This window comes from Peptococcus niger (genome assembly GCF_900101835.1).
Classification (GTDB): Bacteria; Bacillota; Peptococcia; order Peptococcales; family Peptococcaceae; genus Peptococcus; species Peptococcus niger.
In genome coordinates this window covers 70,276-92,507 of the sequence record NZ_FNAF01000002.1, presented here as the reverse complement: position 1 = coordinate 92,507, position 22,232 = coordinate 70,276, and the positions used below count along the sequence as shown (strand labels likewise).

The following is a 22,232-nucleotide window of genomic DNA, read 5'->3' as shown; positions in this document are numbered from 1 at the left end:
GCTCACCGACAGGACTGTCATTTATTGGATCAAGGCTTGACCGCGGTCAAAGGCCTCCATGTTCACATCAACAAATTTTTCTTTGACCGATGCGGCGATGACCGGTTTCCAATCAATGTCCGCCAGGTTCATCAATTTTGCCAAGGCCCCAAACAGGACCACATTGGCGACCTTCGGATTGCCCAATTCATCGGCAATATCCGAAGCTTTGATGACCACGGTATCTGCCACCAGCCCCTTTAACACGTCAATGGTGTCTTCCGGGTAGGTGATTTTACCGGACTGAACCGGGGCTGAGGGCAAGCCTTCATCATTGACGATGAGTTCCCCGCCCGGTTTTAAAAGGTGCATGTAGCGCAAGGCTTCCTGCTTTTCAAAGGCAACCATGATGTCGGCTTCGCCGTCACCGATGATTGGCGAATAGACCTTATCGCCATAGCGCACCTGGGTGGACACCGTGCCGCCACGTTGCGCCATGCCGTGAATTTCACTCATTTTTACGTCATAACCGGCATTCAGCAGCCCTTTGACCAGAATATTGGACAGAAAGACCGTGCCTTGACCACCGATACCGACCAACAGAACGGATGTCACACTCATTTTTTCTGCGTCTCCTTTCCGAGGCAAGGCTCACCAACGGCGTGGATGGCCTTAACCGGGCATACCTGTGAGCAAAGGCTGCAACCGAGGCATTGATTGCGATCAATAGAGCTTTTCTTGATCTCGGTTTGGAAGATAATAGCCGGGCAGCCGGTGCGGGTGCATTTTTTGCAACCGATGCAGACATCCTGGTCAACCGTAAAGCGGCGATTCAAGGGGCCGAATTCTTCCAGGTCTGCTTCGGTGTATTTCTTCAAGGCGCATGGGTAGCGGCTGATGATGACGCAAGGTTCCGTTTGAGCAAAGGCCCAGTCTAAGGCGTCATTCGTGGCTTTCTGATCATGCGGGTTGACGGTGCGGATGAGCTTACAGCCGAAGGCGCGGGCCACTTCTTCCACACTGACCATGTGGCTGATCTCACCTTGGGCGGTAAAGCCGGAGCCGGGGTTTTCCTGGTGCCCGGTCATGGCGGTGATCCGGTTGTCTAGAACGACGGTAATCAGGTTAGAGCCGTTGTACAGGGAGTTTTCCAACCCATTCATGCCGGTGGCGAAGAAGGTACTGTCCCCCATCACGGCAACAACCCGTTTTTCTTCACCGGACTGCTGGAGAATTTTGGCCACCCCATGGCCAACGGCCGTCGCACTGCCCATGCAGATCCCGCTGTCCAAGCAGAAAAGCGGTTCATACCCGCCCAGGGTATAGCAGCCGATGTCATTGGAAATATAGCAATTCTTCCGTTTGCCCAACGCATAGAAGAAGGACCGGTGCGGGCAGCCGGCACACATGGTCGGCGGACGCGGGATCAAATCTTTCGGATCGATTTGAATGCCCTTATGGTCTTCCCCTAAGAGGGCCTTGGCGATGATCCCAGGGTTTAATTCGTCCACAGCCGGAATGACTTCCTTGCCGATGCAGTCAATGCCGGCAGCTTTGATTTGCTCTTCCATAAACGGGTCAAGCTCTTCGACGACATAAAGCTTTTTAACGGTGCCGGCAAATTCGCGAATTTTATCCAGCGGCAGGGGGCAGGTAAAGCCAAGTTTTAAAATATTTGCCTGATCGCCGAAAACTTCTTTAACGTAATTATAGGCCGCGCCGGAAGTGACGATGCCGATATCGGCGCCGTTGTCCTCAACCGTATTGAAAGGCGATGCTTCAGCAGCTGCGCGCATTTTCGGTTGACGCGCATCCAGCAGGCGGCGGTTCGGTTTGGAGGAAGAAGGCGCCGAACCGAAGTGCTGCATGTTCGTTGCCCGATCCCACAGCGGCTGAATGGGGACTTCTTTCCGCTCCCGGGTTTCCACCAAACTCTTAGCGTGAGAAATACGGGTTGTAGACCGTACCATCACAATGGTGTTCAGTTCTTCTGATAACTCATAGGCCTCGCGCACCATGTCATAGCACTCTTGGCTATCTGACGGTTCCAACATGGCCACTTTGCCAAACTTGGCAAAGTTACGGTTGTCCTGCTCGTTCTGTGAGGAATGTTGTCCCGGGTCGTCTGCAGAAACGAAAACAAAGCCGCCATGCACACCCATGTAAGCGTAGGTCATAAAGGGGTCGGCGGCAACGTTCAGGCCAACGTGCTTCATGCTTGCAAAAGCACGTCCGCCAGCGATGGAAGCACCGATGGCGCTTTCCATGGCCACCTTTTCATTGGGGGCCCATTCTGCAACGAGACGGTCGTCCAAGGCGATGTTTTTCAAAATTTCACTGGACGGCGTCCCCGGATAGGCGGAAGCGAAATGAACGCCGGCATCGATGACGCCGCGTGCAAATGCCTCGTTACCGGTCAGCAGTTCTTTCATAATGGATTTCATCCTCTCCTTATCACTTCTCCATAACAGTGGTACATTGCTTAGTTCTATCCTATCACACTTTTGATTTTTTTCAACATTTTTATAGATATTTTTTATTTTTCAACATATTTTTACCTCAATGTTGGCGTCAGACCAACTTTATTTTCAACTGTTCAACAGCTCTTGTCTATCAATGGAGGCGTCCTGATGGGTAGCTAAGCGCATGCCCCCTGACTTTTTTCAAATGCCTCTTCCCCGCCTGGATGGCCATTCGCAATTGCATAAATCACAGCCGGCTCAAGTGGGATTTTCCTGCAAGCCCTTGTGGTCTTTGACATCTCATGCTATACTTTTTTTAAATTATGTTGAATGTTCCTACAAATAGGAGGGATCTTGATGGGGTCTGTTCCGGAAAATGATGTGCTTGAACTCTTGAATCAAATCGGCGAAGCCATTGCGCTAACCTTCGGGAAGGATTGCGAGGTCTGCATTTCCGATTTGGATACACCGGAAAAGGCGGTCCTGTACATCTATAACGGTCATGTGACCGGACGTGAAGTTGGATCGCCCTTGATTGACGAGGCCAAAGCCCGCGTCCGCAACACAGATGAAAACGTTTATCTCAACTACAAGAAAAAAATTCGAAAAAATGGGCCCTCACTCAAGTCCTCGACCATTGTTAAAAAAATTGGTGGCCGCAACATCGCTTTTTGCATCAATTACGACTGCACCCAGGTGGAGGCCATGCAGTACACGCTGATGAATTTTTTACAAACGTCCTCAGACCAGGAAGACCTGGATATTTTAGGCATTAATACGCCCTCCGCCCTGGCGCCCATTATCCAGGCCAGCATCCAGTCAACCAATAAACCGGTTTCAAATTTCAAAAAGGCCGACCGCTTAAAAGTCGTCCGGGACTTGGACAAGCGCGGGATTTTACAAATCCAAAACAGCGTCCGCCTGATTGCTGACGCCTTAGGCGTTTCTCGCTACAGCATTTATAATTATATTAAAGAGGTGCGTAAAGAGGACCACTAAAAAGACCTCTCCGTCTAGCGACGGAGAGGTCTTTTCCTATATTTCCTATAAGCGGGTGAGCCGCAGAGGGCGACGTGCCACCTCGCGATGGTAGCGGACCGCCGGTTCGCCTAAGATGAGCGCACATTGGGCCACTTCATCCGGCTTCAAACCGACCAATTCACGCAGGGGAGCATTTTCCGCCAAAATGGCGGTGATAAAGCCGATAAAGCAGGCCCCGTAGCCTTCCGCATGCGCCAAAAGTTCAATGCGACCGGCCGCAATCGGCGCATCGTTCACATCCCTATCCTTGGGGCGCACCAGTAAAAGCAGTTGCGGCGCCTGCCAAAAGAGGGGGTCTCGGCCGGCTTCATATTCGGCAAGCATGACCTTAAAGAAATGACGGTAGGGATGCTCCTCCGGTTGTTGAACAAAGGCTTTGAGCGCCTCCATGGCCCCTTCCCTAAGCGCCGCCAGGTGCTCTTCAACGAGAATATACCGAAGCGGCTGACGGTTGCCGGCACTCGGGGACAGGCGGGCCACTTCCATGAGCCGCTCCATCACCGTCTCTGGAACAGGGGCACCGTTAAACTGGCGGATAGACCGCCGTTCGCACATCAGCCGATAAACAAGATCGGCCACATTGTCCGGCAAGGCCTCGGCCGCCAGCTCTTTATTGGGCGCCCTGTTGAGGGCGGGCAAGCTGACCGCCTGCACCGGGCACACAGCGACGCAGTGACCGCAAAAAATGCAGCCCTTACTTTTTTGTACAGCCTTATCCTCTTCCAAAGCCAAAATATGCGCAGGACAATCGTTGACGCACAGCCCGCAGCCCACGCATTTATCGCGGTTAATATTGACTGTCATATGCTCTACCTCCCAGCCCATTGTAACATAAGACCAAAAACAGGTGGCACACAAAAAGAGCAAGCGCCCAGCACTTGCTCTTTTTTATTGATCAGCTTAATTATTTGTCGATTTTAGCAACAACGCCGGCGCCGACGGTGTGGCCGCCTTCGCGGATAGCGAAACGCAGGCCTTCTTCCATGGCGATGGGGCTGATGAGTTCGACGGTCATTTTGACGTTGTCCCCGGGCATGACCATTTCGGTGCCTTCGGGCAATTCGATGACGCCGGTTACGTCGGTGGTCCGGAAGTAAAATTGCGGACGGTAGCCGTCAAAGAAGGGTTTGTGTCGGCCGCCTTCTTCTTTGGTCAGGACGTAAACTTCGCTTTCGAATTTGGTGTGGGGGGTGATGGTTCCGGGTTTAGCCAGGACTTGACCACGTTCGATTTGGTCTTTGTCGATGCCGCGCAGGAGGGCGCCGATGTTGTCGCCGGCTTCTGCGTAGTCGAGTTGTTTGCGGAACATTTCTACGCCGGTGCAGACGGTTTTCTTGGTCTGTTCGGTGATGCCGACGATTTCGAGTTCGTCGCCGATTTTAAGCTGTCCGCGTTCGACACGGCCGGTGGCGACGGTGCCGCGCCCGGTGATGGAGAAGACGTCTTCGACGGGCATGAGGAAGGGTTTGTCAATGTCGCGTTCCGGGGTGGGGATGTAGTCGTCAACGGCTTGCATGAGTTCTTTGATGCCTTCTGCCCATTGACCGGTGGGGTCTTGCAGGGCTTGGTAGGCGCTGCCGCGAACGACGGGGATGTCGTCGCCGGGGAAGTCGTATTCGCTTAAGAGTTCGCGAATTTCCATTTCGACGAGTTCAAGGAGTTCTTCGTCGTCTACGAGGTCGCATTTGTTCATGAATACGACGATGTAGGGTACGCCTACTTGACGGGCTAAGAGGATGTGCTCGCGGGTTTGGGGCATGGGGCCGTCTGCTGCGGAGACGACGAGGATGGCGCCGTCCATTTGGGCTGCGCCGGTGATCATGTTTTTAACGTAGTCGGCGTGGCCCGGGCAGTCGACGTGGGCGTAGTGGCGCGCGTCGGTTTCGTATTCTACGTGGGAGGTATTGATGGTAATACCGCGTTCACGTTCTTCCGGGGCTTTGTCGATTTCGTCAAATTTGGTGTCTTTTGCCTTGCCTTCTTGGGCCAATACGGCGGTGATGGCGGCGGTGGTGGTCGTTTTACCATGGTCAACGTGACCGATGGTGCCGATGTTTACGTGCGGTTTTGTGCGTTCAAATTTTTCTTTTGCCATGCGGAAGCCTCCTATAAAAAAACAATTTTTACAATATTGATTGATTTCATTTTATAGCCTTAATGCAAACTTGTCAATTGTCAGCATAATGCAAAAGCATAGACCCTAATCCTCCAGCTGATTGGCGGGGTCAGCCGGCAGGCCCTGCCTTTCAAGCGCCACCAGATAATACTTGATGTTGTTCTGAATGTTTTCCGTACGGGTGATGCAACTGGTCAAATCCATTTTCGGATCCAGTTGGTAAAGGCGATCGGCCATGATCTCAAGGGTTTTGATGAAAAAATCGGCGTTGTCAAAGTGGTCCCGGAGGTCATCGGCCGCATGAACCGCATCCATAAAACGGCGCATGGCTTCACAGGCCGCTTGATGCGGCAGGCTAAAACCTGCCAAATCCTTAATAAAAATGGACCGTTGGTTAAACCGATGGGCAAACATATCCAGATACCCGCTGTGCAGCGTGGTCCGGAAGTAATCCAGCAGTTCTTCCAAGGTTCTGTCGCATTCTTCACCGTAAACCAATACGGTCATGATCTGAGCCATCGTCTTTCACCTCAATCCGCAGAGGACTTATTAAATAATTTTATCTTTCCTATAATTATAAGCCACATGCTTTATTTATCAAGTCTTATTTGCAGCAAAATAAAAATGCCCCGGCGGCAACGCGCCAGGGCAGGTAGGATCCTTTACCAGCCACGCGCCAAAACAGGCGCCAAAAATTGGCCGGTGTAGCTTTTTTTCTTTTTTGCCACCACTTCAGGGGAGCCGACTGCAACAATACGGCCGCCGCCGGACCCACCTTCAGGGCCTAAATCGATGATGTGGTCGGCACATTTAATGACGTCAAGGTTGTGCTCAATGACAATAACCGTTTCACCGGCATCAACCAACCTGTTTAAAACAGCCAGTAATTTTTTAATATCCGCTGCGTGTAAACCGGTGGTGGGTTCATCGAGAATGTAAACGGTTTTCCCGGTGGGGCGCTTGGACAGTTCGCTGGCCAGCTTAACCCGTTGGGCCTCGCCGCCGGACAGGGTGGTGGCCGGCTGCCCCAGGCGGATGTAGCCCAGGCCCACATCAACAATGGTTTGCAGCTTATTGGCCACGCGGGGAATATTTTCAAAAAAGCCCAACGCCTCTTCTGCCGTCATTTCCAAGACATCGGCGATGGTTTTGCCCCGGTAATGCACCTCCAGGGTTTCCCGGTTATACCGCTTGCCATGGCAGACTTCACAGGGAACATATACATCCGGCAGAAAATGCATCTCTATTTTAATGATGCCGTCACCGCGACAGGCTTCACAGCGACCGCCTTTAACGTTAAAACTGAAGCGCCCCGGCTTATAGCCGCGAATCTGAGCTTCCTTGGTGTCGGCAAAGAGCTGGCGGATGGCGTCAAAAACGCCGGTGTAGGTCGCCGGGTTGGAGCGGGGCGTGCGACCGATGGGGCTTTGGTCGATGTTCACCACTTTATCCACCTGGTCCAGACCCTCAAGGCCCTTATGCGCACCCGGCCGGGCTTTGGACTGGCTGTACAGGTGTTTCTCCAGGGCTTGGTTTAAAATATCGTTCACCAGGGTCGATTTACCGCTGCCGGAAACACCCGTCACGCAGGTAAAAACACCCAGCGGAAAGGTCACATCTATGCCATGCAAATTATTTTCCCGGGCCCCTAAGACGCGCAAGTGCCGGTCCGGATCAACCGGCCGCCGCGAGGCCGGTACCGGAATGGTTTCCTGGCCGGACAGGTAGCGCCCGGTGATAGAGGCCTCATTGGCCATCACTTCTTCCGGCGTCCCGCTGGCGATGATTTCACCGCCATGTTCACCGGCACCCGGCCCGACATCAACGAGGAAATCGGCTGCCCGCATGGTTTCATCGTCGTGTTCCACCACAATCAGGGTATTGCCCAGGTCTGTCAAATGACGCAGGGTCTTGATCAGCCGGTCGTTATCCCGCTGGTGTAGCCCGATGGACGGTTCGTCTAAAATGTATAGAACCCCCACCAAGCCGGAGCCAATCTGGGTCGCTAAGCGGATGCGCTGGGCTTCACCGCCGGAAAGAGAGCCTGCCATCCGGTCCAGGGTCAGGTAGTTCAGGCCGACGTTGGCCAAAAACCGCAACCGTTCAATAATTTCTTTGGTGATCAGCCGGGAGATATAGGCCTCCCGTTCGTTCAGTTCCAGCCCTTCAAAAAAGTCCAGCCCATCTGCAATATTGTGCTCGGTGAGTTCAGCAATATTCTTGCCACCCACGGTCACCGCCAAGGCTTCCGGACGCAACCGCCGCCCCTGGCAATGGTCGCAGGTCTGCGAAACCATATAGGTCTCAATTTCCTGCCGCACATAATCGCTGCTGCTGTTTTTATAGCGCCGCTCTAAATTGGGAATTAAGCCTTCAAAGGGTTTGCGGTAGGTCTTCTTTTCTTTAAATAGGTTGGTGTAGGAAAAGCGCAAGGTCGGGTGATCGCCGCCATAAAGGATAAAGTCCCGGTCCGCTTTGGGCAAAGACTTCCACGGCTTTTCCATGTCTATGCCCCGAAGTTCCGCCAAAGCCGCCAGCATTTTTGGATAAAAATCGGAAGCGGACCCTCTGCGCCAGGGTCTTAAAACCCCCTCCGCCAAGGTCATGGCCGGATCTTCAATGATTAAGTCCGGGTCCAGGGCCCGGATGACGCCGATGCCATCGCAATGCGGGCAGGCCCCCAGAGGGTTGTTAAAGGAAAAAAGCTGGGGGCTGATTTCCGGCATAGATAGGTGACAATCGGTACAGGCAAAATGTTCACTGAAGCGCAATAGGTCGCCATCCGCATCCACCCACACCTCGCCATCGGCAATTTCCAGCGCCGTCTGCAGCGACCCGGCCAGCCGGCTCTCCACCTCAGGGCGCACCTTAATCCGATCAATCACCACCTGCACATCATGCCGCTTGTTCTTTGCCAGCTGGATGTCTTCGGCCAAATCATAGGTCTCGCCGTCAATGCGCACCCGGATATAGCCGGCCTGGCGGAATTGGTCTAAAAGGCGCTTAAATTCTCCCTTGCGATTCTGCACCGCCGGCGCCAATATTTGTAAGCGACTGCCTTCCGGCAGGGTCATCAGCTGGTCTACCATTTGATCCACCGTCTGGCGGGTAATCGGCTTCCCACACTCGGGGCAATGGGCCTGACCCACCCGGGCAAAGAGCAGGCGCAGGTAATCATAGATCTCCGTTACCGTTCCCACCGTGGAGCGCGGATTACGGCTGGTGGTTTTCTGGTCTATGGAAATCGCCGGCGACAGGCCGGAGATTTCATCGACATCCGGCTTATCCATCTGACCTAAGAACATGCGCGCATAGGAGGACAGGGACTCAACATAGCGCCGCTGCCCCTCTGCGTAAATGGTGTCAAAGGCCAGGGAGGATTTTCCCGACCCGGACAAGCCGGTAACCACCACCAGCTTTTCCCGCGGAATATCCAAGTTAATATTTTTTAGGTTATTCACCCGCGCCCCACGGATGCGAATAAATTCTTGAGCCATAAGGCCTCCCTTCCAAACATAAGCGGTCTTTTAACGACCGCCATTTTGAATGCGGCGAATTTCATCCCTTAATTCTGCCGCCACTTCAAACTCCAGGTTCTTAGCCGCCTCTTTCATGGCCTTTTCTAAAATTTGCAGGTGCTGTTTCCGCCCCTTTCGGTCCGGAGGAACGTCCCGCAAGAGATAGGTCGGCTCTTCTTCAGCCACCTTTTCCGTGGCCCGGATGTCATCAGCCACCCGCTTGCGAATGGTTTCCGGGGTTATGCCGTGGGCCTCATTGTAGGCCATCTGAATCCTACGTCGCCGGTCAGTTTCATCAATGGTGCGACGCATGGACCCGGTAATGGTATCGGCGTACATGATGACCCTGCCGTTGGCATTACGGGCCGCCCGGCCGACGGTCTGGATCATTGACCGTTCGCTCCGCAAAAAGCCCTCTTTATCCGCATCCAGGATGGCCACCAGGGAGACTTCCGGCAAGTCCAACCCTTCACGCAGGAGGTTGATCCCCACCAATACGTCAAATTTGCCCAACCGCAGGTCTCGCAAGATTTCCATCCGCTCCAGGGTTTTAACTTCACTGTGCAAATAACGCACCCGGATGCCCGCATTGGCCAGGTAATCCGTCAAGTCTTCAGCCATCCGCTTGGTCAAGGTGGTGACCAGGACGCGCTCATCCCGTTCAGTCCGCAAGCGACATTCGTCCATCAGGTCATCAATCTGCCCCAAAATTGGCCGCACTTCAATGGGCGGATCCAAGAGCCCGGTGGGGCGAATAATCTGTTCAACGGTCTGCAGGGCATGTTCTTGTTCATAGGGACCGGGCGTTGCAGAAACGTAAACGGTCTGCCGCACCCGCGCTTCAAATTCATCAAAGGTCAGCGGCCTATTGTCTAAGGCAGACGGCAAGCGAAAGCCGTAGTTGACCAAGTTTTCCTTGCGAGACCGGTCTCCGGCGTACATGCCGCCGATTTGTGGTACGGCCACATGGCTTTCATCAATAAAGGTAATAAAGTCTTCCGGAAAAAAGTCCAAGAGGGTGTAAGGCGTAGAGCCCGGCGGCCGCCCGGCCAAGGGCCGTGAATAATTTTCCACCCCGGAGCAAAAACCCAGTTCCCGCAACATTTCCAAATCATACCGCGTCCGCTCACCGATGCGCTGAGCCTCAATCAGCTTCCCTTCGCTTTCAAATTTGGCAATTTGCTCCCGCATTTCCGCTTCAATATTGCGGATGGCCGTTTCCATGTAGGCCGGCGAGGTCACGTAGTGGGTATTCGGATAAATGGCCACATGCTTGCGCACACCCACCGTCTTACCGGTCACCGCTTCCACTTCGCTGATCCGGTCCACCTCATCGCCGAAAAATTCAATGCGGATGCTCTTATCGCTTGAGGAGGGCGGAAAGACGTCCACCACATCCCCCCGCACCCGGAAGGTCCCGCGCTTAAAATCCACATCATTGCGTTCAAATTGAATTTCCACCAGGCGCCGTAAAATATCATCCCGGTCCACTTCTTGCCCGACCCGCAGGTTTAAAACCCGGTCTTTGTAAAAATCCGGCGACCCTAAGCCGTAAATACAGGACACGGAGGCCACGATGATGACATCCCGCCGTTCCAAAAGAGAGGCCGTCGCACTGTGGCGCAACTTTTCTATTTCCTCATTGATCTGGGCGTCTTTTTCAATAAAGGTATCGGTGCGTGCCACATAGGCTTCCGGCTGGTAATAATCATAATAGCTGACAAAATACTCCACCGCATTATGCGGAAAGAAAGCCTTAAATTCGCTGTACAACTGAGCGGCCAAGGTTTTATTCGGCTCAAAAATCAGCGCCGGACGATTGGCGCGCGCAATAAGATTGGCCATGGTAAATGTTTTGCCGCTCCCGGTCACCCCCAAAAGGGTTTGCTTGGGATAGCCCAGGTTCAGCCCCTCCAGCAATTGCTCAATCGCTTTGGGCTGGTCACCTGTGGGCTTAAAATCACTAACCAATTGAAAATCCGGCATGGCCGCCCTCCTTTTTGCTATTTCCTCACACGTTCAGAACACATGTACCATACATACCCGGCCAGGTAAACTTTTAAGCAGGACTACAAATAGAAAGAGCGCACCAGCGTGCGCTCTAAGCCCTTTGCTTCTTGCAAGGCCAGAAAATCAGGCATCCTTTTCAATCAGGTCACCTGTCTCCAGGTTGTACTTATATTCCACTTCCTGCTTACTTTGGTCCTTGCTTTCAACTTCTAAAACCCAAAGGCCATCATCGTGGGACAGGCTGTAGCCGATGGCATAGGCCCCATCTCTGTCTTTAACAGCCTTATCAACCAGGGCATCAATCTTATCGAGCATATCCTTGCTAATAACAGGATCGACATTTGTATCGTCATCCTTGTCTAAATCATCTTTAATGACAGACAGGTCATTGGCGTCTAAGACCAGCTCAGCCTCTTGACCCTCCATTTGCCCTTCCAAACCATAGACCAGGCGGCCATTCTCATAGGAAAGTGCAAACTGAGTCAAGTCCATGTCGGCGTGGAGTTCTTTAAACTTGTCAAAGGCGGCCTCTTTGCTGGCCTGAGCCTGGGTGATATCCTTTTCACCGGCCTGGCCTGCCTTATTCGTATCGCTTTGTTCTGTTTTCGCTGAAGCAGACCCCTGGTCATCATCTTTGGCCTGTTGACTGGCCTGGTTGCCACAAGCTGTAACCAGCAGGGTCAGAGATAAAGCAAGGACGATCCATCTTTTTTTCATATTATCTATCTCCTTTTAAGTAAACACTATGAGATACATACCCGTAAAAAATTTTAGCTAAAACCAGCCTATTCTTTACAAGGCCTTACTGCCCTTATAAACAAAAAAACGCACAGACAAAAAGGTCTGTACGTTACTAGCGGCACAGGGACTTGAACCCCGGACACTACGGGTATGAACCGTATGCTCTAGCCAGCTGAGCTATGCCGCCAAAAAAGCTGATATCCGGATTTGAACCGGAGACCTCCACCTTACCAAGGTGGCGCTCTACCTACTGAGCTATATCAGCATAAAAAATTGCGGGGACAGGATTTGAACCTGCGACCTTCGGGTTATGAGCCCGACGAGCTACCAACTGCTCCACCCCGCGGCAATATGATGGAGGGAGAAGGATTCGAACCTTCGAAAGCTGAGCTAACGGATTTACAGTCCGTCCCCTTTGGCCACTCGGGAACCCCTCCATACACCGGTTATTTACCAGCGAAATACATTATACAGGCCCAACGAGGATTCGTCAAGGATAAATTTAATTATCTTGTAAAAACTCATCAGGAATTTTATTTTAACATAGAGCCCCTCGCTTGTCAAAAGATGACTGTCCCAGCTCATAAAAAAATGGGGATGCGCCTAATCATTAGGCGCATCCCCATTTAGCATACAAGTGATATCGCTTATTCAGCTTTCCAAAGGCCGTGCAGGTTGCAGTATTCGTAAGCCCGGACGAATTTTTCACCGTCTTCCAGTACGAAGCTGGCTTTCGGTTCGTCCTGCGGGGTCAGGTCTTTGCGCAAAACGCGTTTGTCGGTTTGAACAACGATGAAGGGAATGTAGTGTTCTTCAGTCATCGGATGTTCAACGCTGCCGACAACGACTTTAACCACATTGCCGTCTTGGCTAACAACGGGAACGTGCTTTTCACCGGCGGCATCGGTGGAGTTTGCTTTCAAAAGTTCCAGACCGGCGCCATCTGCAACGTAAAGGACTTCAGAAACGTTTTTGGTTTCAGAGCATCTGACAAATTTTAATTCTTCCATGTTTATACCTCCAGGTGTGTTGTTCAAGTGTTTAATCGTGAATTAGCTGACACTTTTATCATACCCGGCGGCTGGCTATCATAAACAACGGTTTTTTATTTTTAATGCGCTTGTTTCCAGGTCGTGCCGTTTTTGCCGTCTTCCAGGACAATGCCCAGGTCTTTTAGCCGGTCGCGGATGGCATCGGCTAAAGCGAATTGCTTATCGGCACGCGCCTGTGCTCGCAGGTCGATCAAAAGGGCCATCAGGTCATCCGCCAGGGCATCATCGGTGCCTGGTGCCTCAAAGTCCAGGCCAAAGACGTAAAGAAGAGAATCAAACAGGTCTTGGGCTTCTTTCAGGGCAGCCTTTTCATGGTCTTCTTCCCGCAAATAGGTGTTGACATCACGCGCCAGGTCAAACAGAGCGCTTAGACCCAAGGCGGTATTGAAATCATCATCCATGCCGGCTTCAAAGTTTGTCTTCACTTCTGCCAATTGGCGCCGTAGGGTCGCTTCAGGAGCACCGGCCCCACCATCGGCGGTGGCTTGAGCGGCCACCAGGTTATGGTAGGCATTTTTAAGGCGGTCCAGCCCCCGGGCAGCTGCTTCGATTTTAGCATCGTCAAAGTCCAAGGGGCTACGGTAGTGAACGCTCAACAAATAATAGCGCACCACGTCACCGGGGAATTTATCCAAGATTTCCCGCAGCAGGAAAAAGTTACCCAGCGACTTGCTCATTTTTTCTTCATTGATGGTAATGAAGCCGTTGTGCATCCAGTACCGCGCCATGGGCGCGTGAGAGGCGGAGCAACTTTGGGCGATTTCATTTTCATGGTGGGGAAAGATTAAGTCCTGACCGCCACCGTGAATGTCAAAGGTCTGCCCCAAGTAGGCCCGGCTCATGGCGGAACATTCGATGTGCCAACCCGGTCGGCCCTGGCCCCAAGGCGATTCCCAAGCCGGTTCGCCCGGTTTGGCGCTTTTCCACAGGGCAAAGTCCAGCGGATCGTGCTTTTTCTCATCAACATCCACCCGGGCACCGGCCATCAGCTCATCAATATTCCGTCCGGAAAGTTGACCGTAATCTTCATACTTCCGCACGGCAAAATAGACGTCACCATTGTCCAAGGCATAGGCGTAGCCGGCGTCAATCAACTCCTGCACAAAATTGATGATTTCCTGCATGTGCTCGCTGACGCGCGGATTTTTATCCGCCGGCAGGATGTTCAGTTTGCCGGTATCTTCAAAGAAGGCGTCAATGTAAAATTGTGCCACTTCGGCGGCCGTCTTGCCTTCCTCATGGCTGCGGTTGATGATTTTATCGTCCACATCGGTAAAATTCGACACATAGGTCACCCGGTAACCGCGATAGGTAAAGTAGCGGCGCACCGTATCAAAAACCACAATCGGACGGGCATTGCCCAGGTGAATGTAATTATAGGTCGTCGGTCCGCAGACATACATCCGCACTTCGCCTTCATGCACCGGCTGAAATGTTTCCTTGCTGCGGGTCAGCGTGTTGTACAATTTTATGCTCATTGCCCTTTTTCCTCCATTTCTTCCAAACGTATCTGGACATCGTCCAGACGCATGCGCAGGTCTGTCAGGCATTCACAAATCGGGTCCGGCAGGCGGTTGTGCTCCAAGTCCACGTGGTGCTTATCCGTCGGCACCCGGTTGCCATCTTGTTTGACCACCTTGCCGGGAATCCCCACCACCGTTGAATTGGCGGGCACATCCTGGAGTACCACTGAACCGGCGCCGATTTTTACATTGGCACCGATTTGGATATTGCCCAATACGCGGGCCCCGCTGGAGACCATCACCCCATCACCCAAGGTGGGGTGGCGTTTGCCTTTTTCTTTACCGGTCCCCCCCAGGGTAACCCCCTGAAAAAGCGTCACATCATCGCCGATAATCGTCGTCTCGCCGATGACGATGCCGCAGCCGTGGTCGATAAAAAATCCTTCGCCAATGCTGGCACCCGGATGGATTTCCACCTGGGTAAAGAAGCGGGTGATTTGCGAAATAAGCCGGGCCGATGACCGAAAGCCCAGGAGATACATTTGATGGGTCAAGCGGTGCACCCAAATGGCATGCAACCCGGGGTAATTGAAAATCACCTCGCCAATGGTTCTGGCAGCCGGATCCCGTTCAAAGACCACTTCTATATCGCGTCGCAATTGTTTAAACATCTTTTTCCCCCTCACGCGACGTGTCCAAGTCAAGCGCCACCGGCGCATGAGCGGACCCGTAAATATCGGTATAAATGGCGGCATGTACCCTGCGGCTGCGCCAGCCGGCCGAGACCGGGAAATTGTCATGACTTGTCCCTTCCCTGGCCTCGCAAGATCAAGGCATTAAAAAAGCCGCACGAATGTGCGGCCGTCAAACGGTCATTAGCCGAGGATATCTTCAATCTTTTCTTCGTAATCTTCAATGTCTTTTTCGCCGGCCATTTTTCCGACGTATTCGCCATCGTTAAAGAAAAGAACCTGCGGAACACCTTTTAAAGAGAACCGCTGGAATAAATCTTTTTGTTCCTCAACATCCACCGTGTAGAAACCAAATTTGCCTTCGTAATCTTCCTCCAGCTCTTCCAGTTTCGGTTTAATAGCCTGGCACACATGACACGTTTTGCGGGAGAATATTACGCAACAGGGTTCACCATCGTCATAAATGATTTCTTCAAATAAATTTGCATCCAATTTCTGCATGACTCTCACTCCTATTCCGGCACCCTCGCCCGGTGCACTAATCTATTCAGCAGTATAGCAAACTCTTCGCCGGCTGTCCAGTTTTTTATGCTTTCACTGCATTTTTCACAAACCGGATGAAGTGTGACTGGTAATAATCCGCCAGCGTAGTCCCGCTCTGGACATCATAGAAGGGCAAGGCCTCCGTGCCCAGGGCCGCGGCGAAATCATCAAATACCTCATCCATGTCCAGCCGGTCTCCACAGGGCAGTTTAGCGCCGGCCGCCTTTAAGCGATTTTCAAAGAGTTCCAAGTGACCTTTCAATTCAGCGCCTCCTTATGCTATGATACAAGAACCCGCTTTCTTTGCGCGGTCATTTTAACGATACTACTGTTATTTTAACGAAGATGCCCCTGCCTTGCAAGAAAAACCAGGCTGCATCCTCTTTATTTATCCACACCGACACAAGCTTAATCCCAAGGAGGAGCCCATGGCCAGAATCCGACACATCCCGGGCACACACGATATGCTGCTCACCAACCCTTACGTCATCACCCGCGCCGAACCGACCCTTGCTTTTTGGCAAAATTGTTTCGGTGCAAACCGTCCCTTGCGCATAGAAGTCGGCTGCGGACGGGGCCGGTTTATTTACGCAGCCGGGCAAACCTGTCCAGATAAAAATTGGCTGGCGCTGGACATTGTGCCGGAGATCATCCGCGAAGCCTTGGAGCGCTACAGCCATCGCGCCGATTGGCCGGACAACGTTCGCTTTATGGCCTGCGATGCCTCCGAGCTCCTACGCATCCTGCCGGCTCATTCCGTAGAACGGATTTACCTGCACTTTTCGGACCCCTGGCCTAAAAAGCGTCATGCCAAGCGGCGGCTGACCGCCCCCGGCTTTCTCGCCATCTACCGGACCCTCTTGCAAGCAGATGGGGATGTCCTTTTCAAAACAGACCACGACGATTTTTACGCCTATTCTTTACAGACATTTGCTGGAAACGGCTGGCAGATTGGAAGCGCCAACCGGGATATCTACGCTGACCTGCCGGCAGACAACATTGCCACCGAATACGAGCGCCGCTACCACCGGCAAGACATCCCCATCGGCCAGATCATTGCCCGTCCACCGGAAGAACGATAAAAAATGCCGGCAAATGCCGGATTAAGACGAGCCTTGAAGAGGACCCTTGAATTTCCTGTGTCATGGCGGACCTTTCCGGGTATAAAATCAATAGCGGTCCTGCACCGCTCAACCAACAGCTATTTAAGGATGAAAGGATGACTGTAATGGCTTCAATTTACGACTTCACCGTAAAAGATACCCAAGGAAATGACGTTGCTTTAAGCGATTATAAGGGCAAGGTCCTGCTCATCGTCAACACCGCTACGGAATGCGGCTTTACCCCTCAATATGAAGGCTTGGAAGAGCTGTACAAAGAATTCAAAGATCAACCTTTTGAAATTCTTGACTTCCCCTGCAACCAATTCTTGAACCAAGCCCCCGGCAGCAACGAAGAGATTGCCAATTTCTGTAAGATTAAATTTGGCACCGAATTCACCACCTTCGGTAAAATTGACGTCAACGGCGAAAATGAGGACCCCCTCTACACCTTCTTAAAAGACGCTCAGCCACAAGGCATTGCCGATGCCGGCACCGCCGCTTTTTTGGCCAAGCTTGAAGAAGTGACCGATGTCTACCGTGGCAACAATATCAAATGGAACTTCACCAAGTTCTTAGTGGATAAAGAGGGCAAGGTCGTTGCGCGCTATGAACCGAACATCGAACCGAAGCGCTTTGTGAAAAAAATCCAGGAACTCCTGTAAACCAAGTCAGGCCGCTTAGGCCATTACAAAACTTAGCTTATAAAGAATCGACCGCCATTTATCTGTGACGGTCGATTCTTTATTTTTCTTGAATTGTTAGCGCCCCCAGACAGCGACAAAAACATCAGTGGGATAAGCTCTTTTACCTTATTGACGGCTGCGGCGATCCAAGCGGTAGGCATAGCCGATGGGCAAAACCCCCGCCAGGATGACCATCACAAGGGCCAAGCCGGCCGCCACAGCTGTATCTGTCATACCGGCAATAACAGCCACCAGACCGGCAGCACTTATTAAATACCCGCCAAGCCGCTGTGTCTTTGCCCACACTTCCGGCGACCGACCCGTCCAGGGAAGGCGATAGCCGTAAAAAGCATTGACCGGCGTTTTCGGCAAATAATTCCCTACGGCGATAAACAGGACGCCAATAAGCAGCAAGACCCAGCGCCGGACGGAAAGCGCCGTCCCCAGGTTAAACTGCACCATCATAATGGTCACCGCCAAGCCGATGACCGGCACCGCTAACAAAGAAAGGGCCCGCATCATCGGATGGACCTCGTCACTCCGCTGGGCCGAAAAAAAGACCAGGGTCTGGAGGGCTGCAAAAAATAGCGGCAGCCCCCATACCGTTGATAATTTTCCCTGAAAACGGTCCGGCGTATTGTCAAAAGAAAAATGCACCGCCATCTGCTCCGGCAACTGGTCATAATAATATAAGCCGTAGGCCAGGCTCAACCCGATCAAGACCAGTCCGATGAAATACAATCGTTTGTTCATAAGGCCCCTCCTTTAACCGATACGATAAACGCTAAGACATCTTCAAATACCGAGGTGTTCAGTTCATAAATCATATAAGTGCCCTCTTTTCTTACCCGCACCAGGTCGGCCGCCTTTAAAACAGACAAGTGGTAGGACACAGTCGCCCCAGTGAGCTGAAATTGCGCTCCAATATCACCGGCCGTCATCGGGCCGGCCCGCAAGAGCTGCAACATTTCCCGGCGCTGCTCATCGGCCAAGGCCTTAAAAGTTTTATCCATGCCCATGGCAAGAGCCTCCCTCTATTTAGATTTTTTTCTAAATAGAGAATACCCCATTTTGCTGCCCACGTCAATAACTATTTAGAAGTTTTTCTAACCTATTGCCTCCCTACCTGCCGGCATGCAAAAAGCCCCCCGATGATCATCGGGGGGCGGATAGGCCCTTTCTTAGGCCTTGCAAGCTGCCATATAGTCGTCCAGGCGTTCTTCCATGTATTGGGCAATCAGCGCCACCATCGGTGCGGAGGTTTGATCCCGGTAGTAGGTATCAATCGCTTCATAAAAGGCATCGCGATCGTCCGGGGAAATGCTGACGGCCGGGTAACCTTGCTGCAAGAGCATGAAGTTTAAGAGCAGGCGACCAACACGGCCATTGGCATCCATAAAGGGACGAATGCCGTCAAATTTCATAAGGAAAAGTACGGCGCTTTCCACCGCATGCAGCTGCGGATTGATAAACTTGCCCAGCTGTTTCGCCATCTTAGCCGGCACGCGATCGGCTTCCGGCGGCTGGTGGTAGGCCCCCAGCACATGGATGGATTCCAAGCGATATTTGCCACGTTCGGCCGGCTTTTCAACCATGACCAAGGCGTGCAGTTCTTTAATAATTTTTTCAGACAGGGGAACGCGTTTGGCGACCAAATCTTTCATATGGTCATAGGCATCACCCAGACCGACCACCTGTAGATGGGCAACCAGGGGCTTATCGGCCACAACCTTACCGGCCAAAACCTGGGCCACCTCATCGCGGCTTAACGGGTTGCCGCTGATGGCGCCACATTCATAGATAAAGGTGATTTTAAACTGTTCTTCGATCTCCGCCACTTTTTCCGGGCTCTTTTCGGAACAGGCTTTCAGCGCATTGTTCTTTTCATCAATGCGGCCAATCAGTTCTTCATATTCAGGCGAAGACGGCCGTGCTTGTAAATTCGGCGGAATCACCGGGCAGATGGCATCTTCTGGGATAAAGAAGGTGCGCCCCTCTTTAACCACCCCCACCAAGGAGCCGTCCAGACAAAAGTCTGTAACCATCTCCTCATCGATCTGCCATTTTTCGGCAGCTTGCTTGACTGACATGTACGCCATGATAAAGGACCTCCGTTTCATTTTCCGACAGGTGACAGTACTCCAACTGTTCTCTTAGGTCTATTATACGAAAATTCAGGCCGCTTGCCAACAGACAATCGACCTGAACCGTATTCACTTATTTGGCGGCCATTGCCCGGCAATATAATCTATCACCGGCGAGAGTACCCTGCAGGCCTGGCAACAGAGGCGCTTTCTGCACCTGAGCATCACAGACGGTCACCACTTTTATCGCTGACCTAGGTCAGGCTTCAGCACCTATCGCCCATAGCAAAATGCTGCCGAGGTTCATGAGTTTATGATATTTACCGCGGCATATCAAGACAATATTTTCTTTGATGGATGCTTTTCTTGCCCTTCTTTATGATAAAATAAAAAGACCCAGTGAAGAGGGGATTGAAGGAGGTCTATGGTGAGTATTTTAGAGGTGATTTTAATCGGTGTGGGCTTGTCGATGGATGCCTGTGCCGTTACAATGTGCAATATTTTAGGCTTGAAGGGCGAAGGCAGCCGGCGCATTTGGTTGATGCCGGTTTTTTTTGGTGCATTCCAGGCACTGATGCCGACCCTGGGCTACGGGCCGGGTATGGGGCTGGCCCATATCATCGGCACCTATGGGTCCTATATTGTGGCCGGTATTTTGGCGGTCATCGGTCTGAACATGCTGCGCAATGCCTGGCAAGGTGACGGCGCCTGTGTCCTCCAGCAACTGAGCCTCTGGCTCTTGACAACCCAGGCTGTGGCCACTGCCATTGACGCTTTTTTTGTAGGTGTGTCCTTCGGCGCCGTCGGCACCCCCTTGGCCTATGTCCTTATTATCGGCGCCACCACCGCCGTGCTGGTAAGCCTGGTCATTTTTTTGGCCCGCCCGCTCAGCCGCCACTTAGGCAATAAGGCTGAATGGGTCGGTGGCGCCCTGCTCTTAATTGTCGCCTTGACCCAGCTTTTTTAAGGCCCACTGGCAGGTTTGTCCTGCCAAGAGCCCTACGACCATTTGTAATTAAAACCCGACTCATAAAGTAAGCGCCCTAAGGCCGTCTAACGTACCTTAGGGCGCTTATTTTATGCTTGGGCATGGCTCTTATCCAGGGCAAAGAGCAGTTCACAACTCGCAACTTTTTCGTCACGGGCATTGACGGCGGTGGCTTCACCGATACCGATGGCGCCGCGCCGTTTGGTCAGGCGAACCGTAAAGGTGAGGAGGTCACCCGGCCGCACCGGCCGGTGAAACCGGGCCTTGTTGATTCCCGCCAAGAGGGCCACCGCACCGGCATCATCGCCTTGTAAAAGAGCCAAGGCCCCGGTCTGCGCCATGGCCTCAAGGATGAGGACGCCGGGCATCACGGCATAGCCGGGAAAATGGCCTTGAAAAAACCATTCATTGCCGCTGACGGCTCGCACAGCGGTGGCGGAAACGCCAGGAGTGATGTCAATGGCCCGGTCCAGGAGCAAAAAGGGAAAGCGGTGGGGGAGGATCTGCTGGATCTCGTCAAAGTCAAGCATGGGGTCCCTCCCATCTTTTCAGCAAGAGGCAGGCGTTGTGACCACCGAAGCCCAGGGTATTGGTAAGGGCCGTGGCAACCGCTTCGCCACCCTTGGCCAAGGGAAGGGCGCATGCCGGATCTTGGTGCAGGGTACCGAATTGCCCCGGCATGGCATTGTAGGCCAGGGCTTGAGCACAAATCAAGGCCTCCAGGGCCCCCACCGCCCCCAGGAGGTGGCCGGTCAGTGCCTTGGTGGAGCTGACCCGGGGCAGGTCTTGGCCGAAAACGCTCCTAAAGACCTGACTCTCTATTTTATCATTCAAGGGCGTCGACGTGCCGTGGGCATTGATGTAATCAAGGTCCCCCGGCGCCAGCCTCCCTTCTGCCAAGGCCTGCCGGATGGCCGCCGCAGCCGCCTGGCCGTCTTCTGCCGGTGCGGTGATATGATGGGCGTCACAGGTTTCACCGTAGCCGATGATTTCCGCGTAAATATGACCACCGCGCGCCACGGCCCGGTCGGCTTCTTCCAAGACCAATATGGCCGCGCCTTCACCCATAACGAAACCGGACCGGTCCCGATCAAAGGGGATGGACGCCCGATCCGGGTCCCTGCCCATGTGCAAGGCCCGCATGGCAGTAAAACCACCGATGGCCAGGGGTGTAATGCTGGCTTCGCAACCTCCGGCCAGGATGGCATCCTGGTAGCCATCACGAATCATGCGGAAGGCCTGGCCGACGGCCGTTGTCGAAGAGGCGCAGGCTGAGGCCACGGACATGGAGGGGCCCTTGGCCTTGGCGGTCATGGCCACCTGGGCCGCGCCCATATTGGAAATCACCATAGGAATAAAATAAGGGGTCACCCGGTCAAATTTATTGTCCGCGGACACCCGCCGGTCCTCTCCCTCAATGGTCGACAAACCGCCGATACCGGATGCCACAACCGTGCCCAAGCGGTAAGGGTCAACCTGTAAATCGCCGGCATCCGCCAAGGCCTCGCGCGCCGCAATGAGGGCAAATTGAATATAAGGGTCCAAGTGCCGGGCCTCTTTGGCGGCAAAATAATCTTCGGGGCAGTAGCCCTTGACCTCAGCGGCCAGGGTCACCCGCCGGCCTTCGGTCGCATAATGGGTAATGGGCCCAATCCCGTGGCGGCCCGCTGCCACCGCTGCCCAGGTGGCAGGGGCGTCTTGCCCGATGCCGTTGACAGTGCCCACGCCGCTAATGACTACACGTCTGTTCATAAATC

22 protein-coding genes and 4 tRNA genes are annotated in these 22,232 nt (G+C 53.0%); 4 read left to right on the top strand and 22 right to left on the bottom strand.

Annotated features, from left to right (window positions below):
• Window positions 1-21: 21 nt before the first annotated feature.
• Both BLQ16_RS02180 and iorA read right to left on the bottom strand, forming a co-directional pair.
• Window positions 22-600 carry an indolepyruvate oxidoreductase subunit beta gene (locus BLQ16_RS02180; protein WP_091791114.1) on the bottom strand — a complete coding sequence of 193 codons (579 nt, stop codon included), beginning with the start codon at window positions 598-600 and terminating at the stop codon, window positions 22-24.
• Window positions 597-2,411, bottom strand: a complete 1,815-nt coding sequence (gene iorA / locus BLQ16_RS02175) for an indolepyruvate ferredoxin oxidoreductase subunit alpha (protein ID WP_091791274.1) — start codon at window positions 2,409-2,411, stop codon at window positions 597-599. Before iorA ends, BLQ16_RS02180 begins: the two co-directional genes overlap by 4 nt.
• A 387-nt stretch (window positions 2,412-2,798) precedes the next feature.
• Between iorA and BLQ16_RS02170 the strand changes: the two genes are divergently transcribed.
• Entirely contained in the window at window positions 2,799-3,440 is a 642-nt protein-coding gene (locus BLQ16_RS02170; RefSeq protein ID WP_159427949.1) for a helix-turn-helix transcriptional regulator, read from the top strand.
• A gap of 45 nt (window positions 3,441-3,485) precedes the next feature.
• Here BLQ16_RS02170 and BLQ16_RS02165 read toward each other — a convergent pair whose 3' ends face one another.
• The 15 genes from BLQ16_RS02165 to BLQ16_RS02095 all read right to left on the bottom strand — a co-directional run bounded on the left by BLQ16_RS02165 (window position 3,486) and on the right by BLQ16_RS02095 (window position 15,879).
• Entirely contained in the window at window positions 3,486-4,286 is an 801-nt protein-coding gene (locus BLQ16_RS02165; protein WP_159427948.1) for a nitroreductase family protein, read from the bottom strand.
• Window positions 4,287-4,386: 100 nt separating this feature from the next.
• Window positions 4,387-5,577, bottom strand: a complete 1,191-nt coding sequence (gene tuf, locus BLQ16_RS02160) for an elongation factor Tu (RefSeq protein ID WP_091791111.1) — start codon at window positions 5,575-5,577, stop codon at window positions 4,387-4,389.
• A gap of 105 nt (window positions 5,578-5,682) precedes the next feature.
• Complete coding sequence (locus BLQ16_RS02155) at window positions 5,683-6,117, bottom strand: hypothetical protein (RefSeq protein WP_091791110.1); 435 nt, start codon at window positions 6,115-6,117, stop codon at window positions 5,683-5,685.
• Between the two features lie 143 nt (window positions 6,118-6,260).
• Window positions 6,261-9,095 carry an excinuclease ABC subunit UvrA gene (gene uvrA, locus BLQ16_RS02150; RefSeq protein WP_091791109.1) on the bottom strand — a complete coding sequence of 945 codons (2,835 nt, stop codon included), beginning with the start codon at window positions 9,093-9,095 and terminating at the stop codon, window positions 6,261-6,263.
• A gap of 30 nt (window positions 9,096-9,125) precedes the next feature.
• The gene (uvrB, locus tag BLQ16_RS02145) at window positions 9,126-11,102 is read right to left on the bottom strand and encodes an excinuclease ABC subunit UvrB (RefSeq protein ID WP_091791108.1); all 1,977 of its coding nucleotides are present in this window, start codon (window positions 11,100-11,102) and stop codon (window positions 9,126-9,128) included.
• Between the two features lie 147 nt (window positions 11,103-11,249).
• On the bottom strand, window positions 11,250-11,843 hold the full coding sequence (locus tag BLQ16_RS02140; RefSeq protein ID WP_091791107.1) for a hypothetical protein: 594 nt from the start codon (window positions 11,841-11,843) through the stop codon (window positions 11,250-11,252).
• 137 nt (window positions 11,844-11,980) lie between these two features.
• Window positions 11,981-12,054, bottom strand: a tRNA-Met gene (locus tag BLQ16_RS02135).
• A gap of 5 nt (window positions 12,055-12,059) precedes the next feature.
• Window positions 12,060-12,132: transfer RNA gene (locus BLQ16_RS02130), tRNA-Thr, on the bottom strand.
• Window positions 12,133-12,140: 8 nt separating this feature from the next.
• A tRNA-Met gene (locus BLQ16_RS02125) sits at window positions 12,141-12,213 on the bottom strand.
• A 9-nt stretch (window positions 12,214-12,222) separates the two neighbouring features.
• Window positions 12,223-12,304, bottom strand: a tRNA-Tyr gene (locus BLQ16_RS02120).
• Window positions 12,305-12,514: 210 nt separating this feature from the next.
• Window positions 12,515-12,877, bottom strand: coding sequence for a desulfoferrodoxin family protein (locus BLQ16_RS02115; RefSeq protein WP_091791106.1), 363 nt, complete (start codon window positions 12,875-12,877; stop codon window positions 12,515-12,517).
• A gap of 101 nt (window positions 12,878-12,978) precedes the next feature.
• Window positions 12,979-14,391, bottom strand: a complete 1,413-nt coding sequence (cysS, locus tag BLQ16_RS02110) for a cysteine--tRNA ligase (RefSeq protein ID WP_091791273.1) — start codon at window positions 14,389-14,391, stop codon at window positions 12,979-12,981.
• A 2-nt stretch (window positions 14,392-14,393) separates the two neighbouring features.
• Window positions 14,394-15,053 carry a serine O-acetyltransferase gene (gene cysE, locus BLQ16_RS02105; RefSeq protein ID WP_091791105.1) on the bottom strand — a complete coding sequence of 220 codons (660 nt, stop codon included), beginning with the start codon at window positions 15,051-15,053 and terminating at the stop codon, window positions 14,394-14,396.
• 204 nt (window positions 15,054-15,257) lie between these two features.
• The gene (locus BLQ16_RS02100; RefSeq protein ID WP_091791104.1) at window positions 15,258-15,575 is read right to left on the bottom strand and encodes a thioredoxin family protein; all 318 of its coding nucleotides are present in this window, start codon (window positions 15,573-15,575) and stop codon (window positions 15,258-15,260) included.
• Window positions 15,576-15,660: 85 nt separating this feature from the next.
• Window positions 15,661-15,879 carry a hypothetical protein gene (locus BLQ16_RS02095; RefSeq protein WP_091791103.1) on the bottom strand — a complete coding sequence of 73 codons (219 nt, stop codon included), beginning with the start codon at window positions 15,877-15,879 and terminating at the stop codon, window positions 15,661-15,663.
• Between the two features lie 166 nt (window positions 15,880-16,045).
• Here BLQ16_RS02095 and trmB point away from each other — a divergent pair, with 166 nt between their 5' ends.
• Together trmB and BLQ16_RS02085 are read left to right on the top strand one after the other, a co-directional pair.
• Window positions 16,046-16,699, top strand: a complete 654-nt coding sequence (gene trmB / locus BLQ16_RS02090) for a tRNA (guanosine(46)-N7)-methyltransferase TrmB (RefSeq protein WP_091791102.1) — start codon at window positions 16,046-16,048, stop codon at window positions 16,697-16,699.
• 146 nt (window positions 16,700-16,845) lie between these two features.
• Entirely contained in the window at window positions 16,846-17,382 is a 537-nt protein-coding gene (locus BLQ16_RS02085) for a glutathione peroxidase (protein WP_091791272.1), read from the top strand.
• Between the two features lie 147 nt (window positions 17,383-17,529).
• Here the strand turns inward: BLQ16_RS02085 and BLQ16_RS02080 are convergent, their stop codons facing one another.
• From BLQ16_RS02080 to BLQ16_RS02070, 3 genes are all read right to left on the bottom strand, one after another.
• Window positions 17,530-18,156 (bottom strand): SdpI family protein, encoded by a 627-nt coding sequence (locus BLQ16_RS02080; RefSeq protein WP_091791101.1) that lies wholly within the window; start codon window positions 18,154-18,156, stop codon window positions 17,530-17,532.
• Window positions 18,153-18,422: an autorepressor SdpR family transcription factor gene (locus BLQ16_RS02075; protein WP_091791100.1), complete on the bottom strand. Its 270-nt coding sequence runs from the start codon at window positions 18,420-18,422 to the stop codon at window positions 18,153-18,155. Before BLQ16_RS02075 ends, BLQ16_RS02080 begins: the two co-directional genes overlap by 4 nt.
• A 162-nt stretch (window positions 18,423-18,584) precedes the next feature.
• Window positions 18,585-19,502 (bottom strand): Fic family protein, encoded by a 918-nt coding sequence (locus BLQ16_RS02070; RefSeq protein ID WP_159427947.1) that lies wholly within the window; start codon window positions 19,500-19,502, stop codon window positions 18,585-18,587.
• Between the two features lie 412 nt (window positions 19,503-19,914).
• Here BLQ16_RS02070 and BLQ16_RS02065 point away from each other — a divergent pair, with 412 nt between their 5' ends.
• On the top strand, window positions 19,915-20,454 hold the full coding sequence (locus tag BLQ16_RS02065) for a manganese efflux pump MntP (RefSeq protein WP_159427946.1): 540 nt from the start codon (window positions 19,915-19,917) through the stop codon (window positions 20,452-20,454).
• Window positions 20,455-20,564: 110 nt separating this feature from the next.
• Here the strand turns inward: BLQ16_RS02065 and fabZ are convergent, their stop codons facing one another.
• Both fabZ and BLQ16_RS02055 read right to left on the bottom strand, forming a co-directional pair.
• The gene (fabZ, locus tag BLQ16_RS02060; protein WP_091791097.1) at window positions 20,565-21,005 is read right to left on the bottom strand and encodes a 3-hydroxyacyl-ACP dehydratase FabZ; all 441 of its coding nucleotides are present in this window, start codon (window positions 21,003-21,005) and stop codon (window positions 20,565-20,567) included.
• Complete coding sequence (locus BLQ16_RS02055) at window positions 20,998-22,227, bottom strand: beta-ketoacyl-[acyl-carrier-protein] synthase family protein (protein ID WP_091791096.1); 1,230 nt, start codon at window positions 22,225-22,227, stop codon at window positions 20,998-21,000. The genes fabZ and BLQ16_RS02055 overlap by 8 nt, the downstream gene beginning before the upstream one ends.
• Window positions 22,228-22,232: the final 5 nt, after the last annotated feature.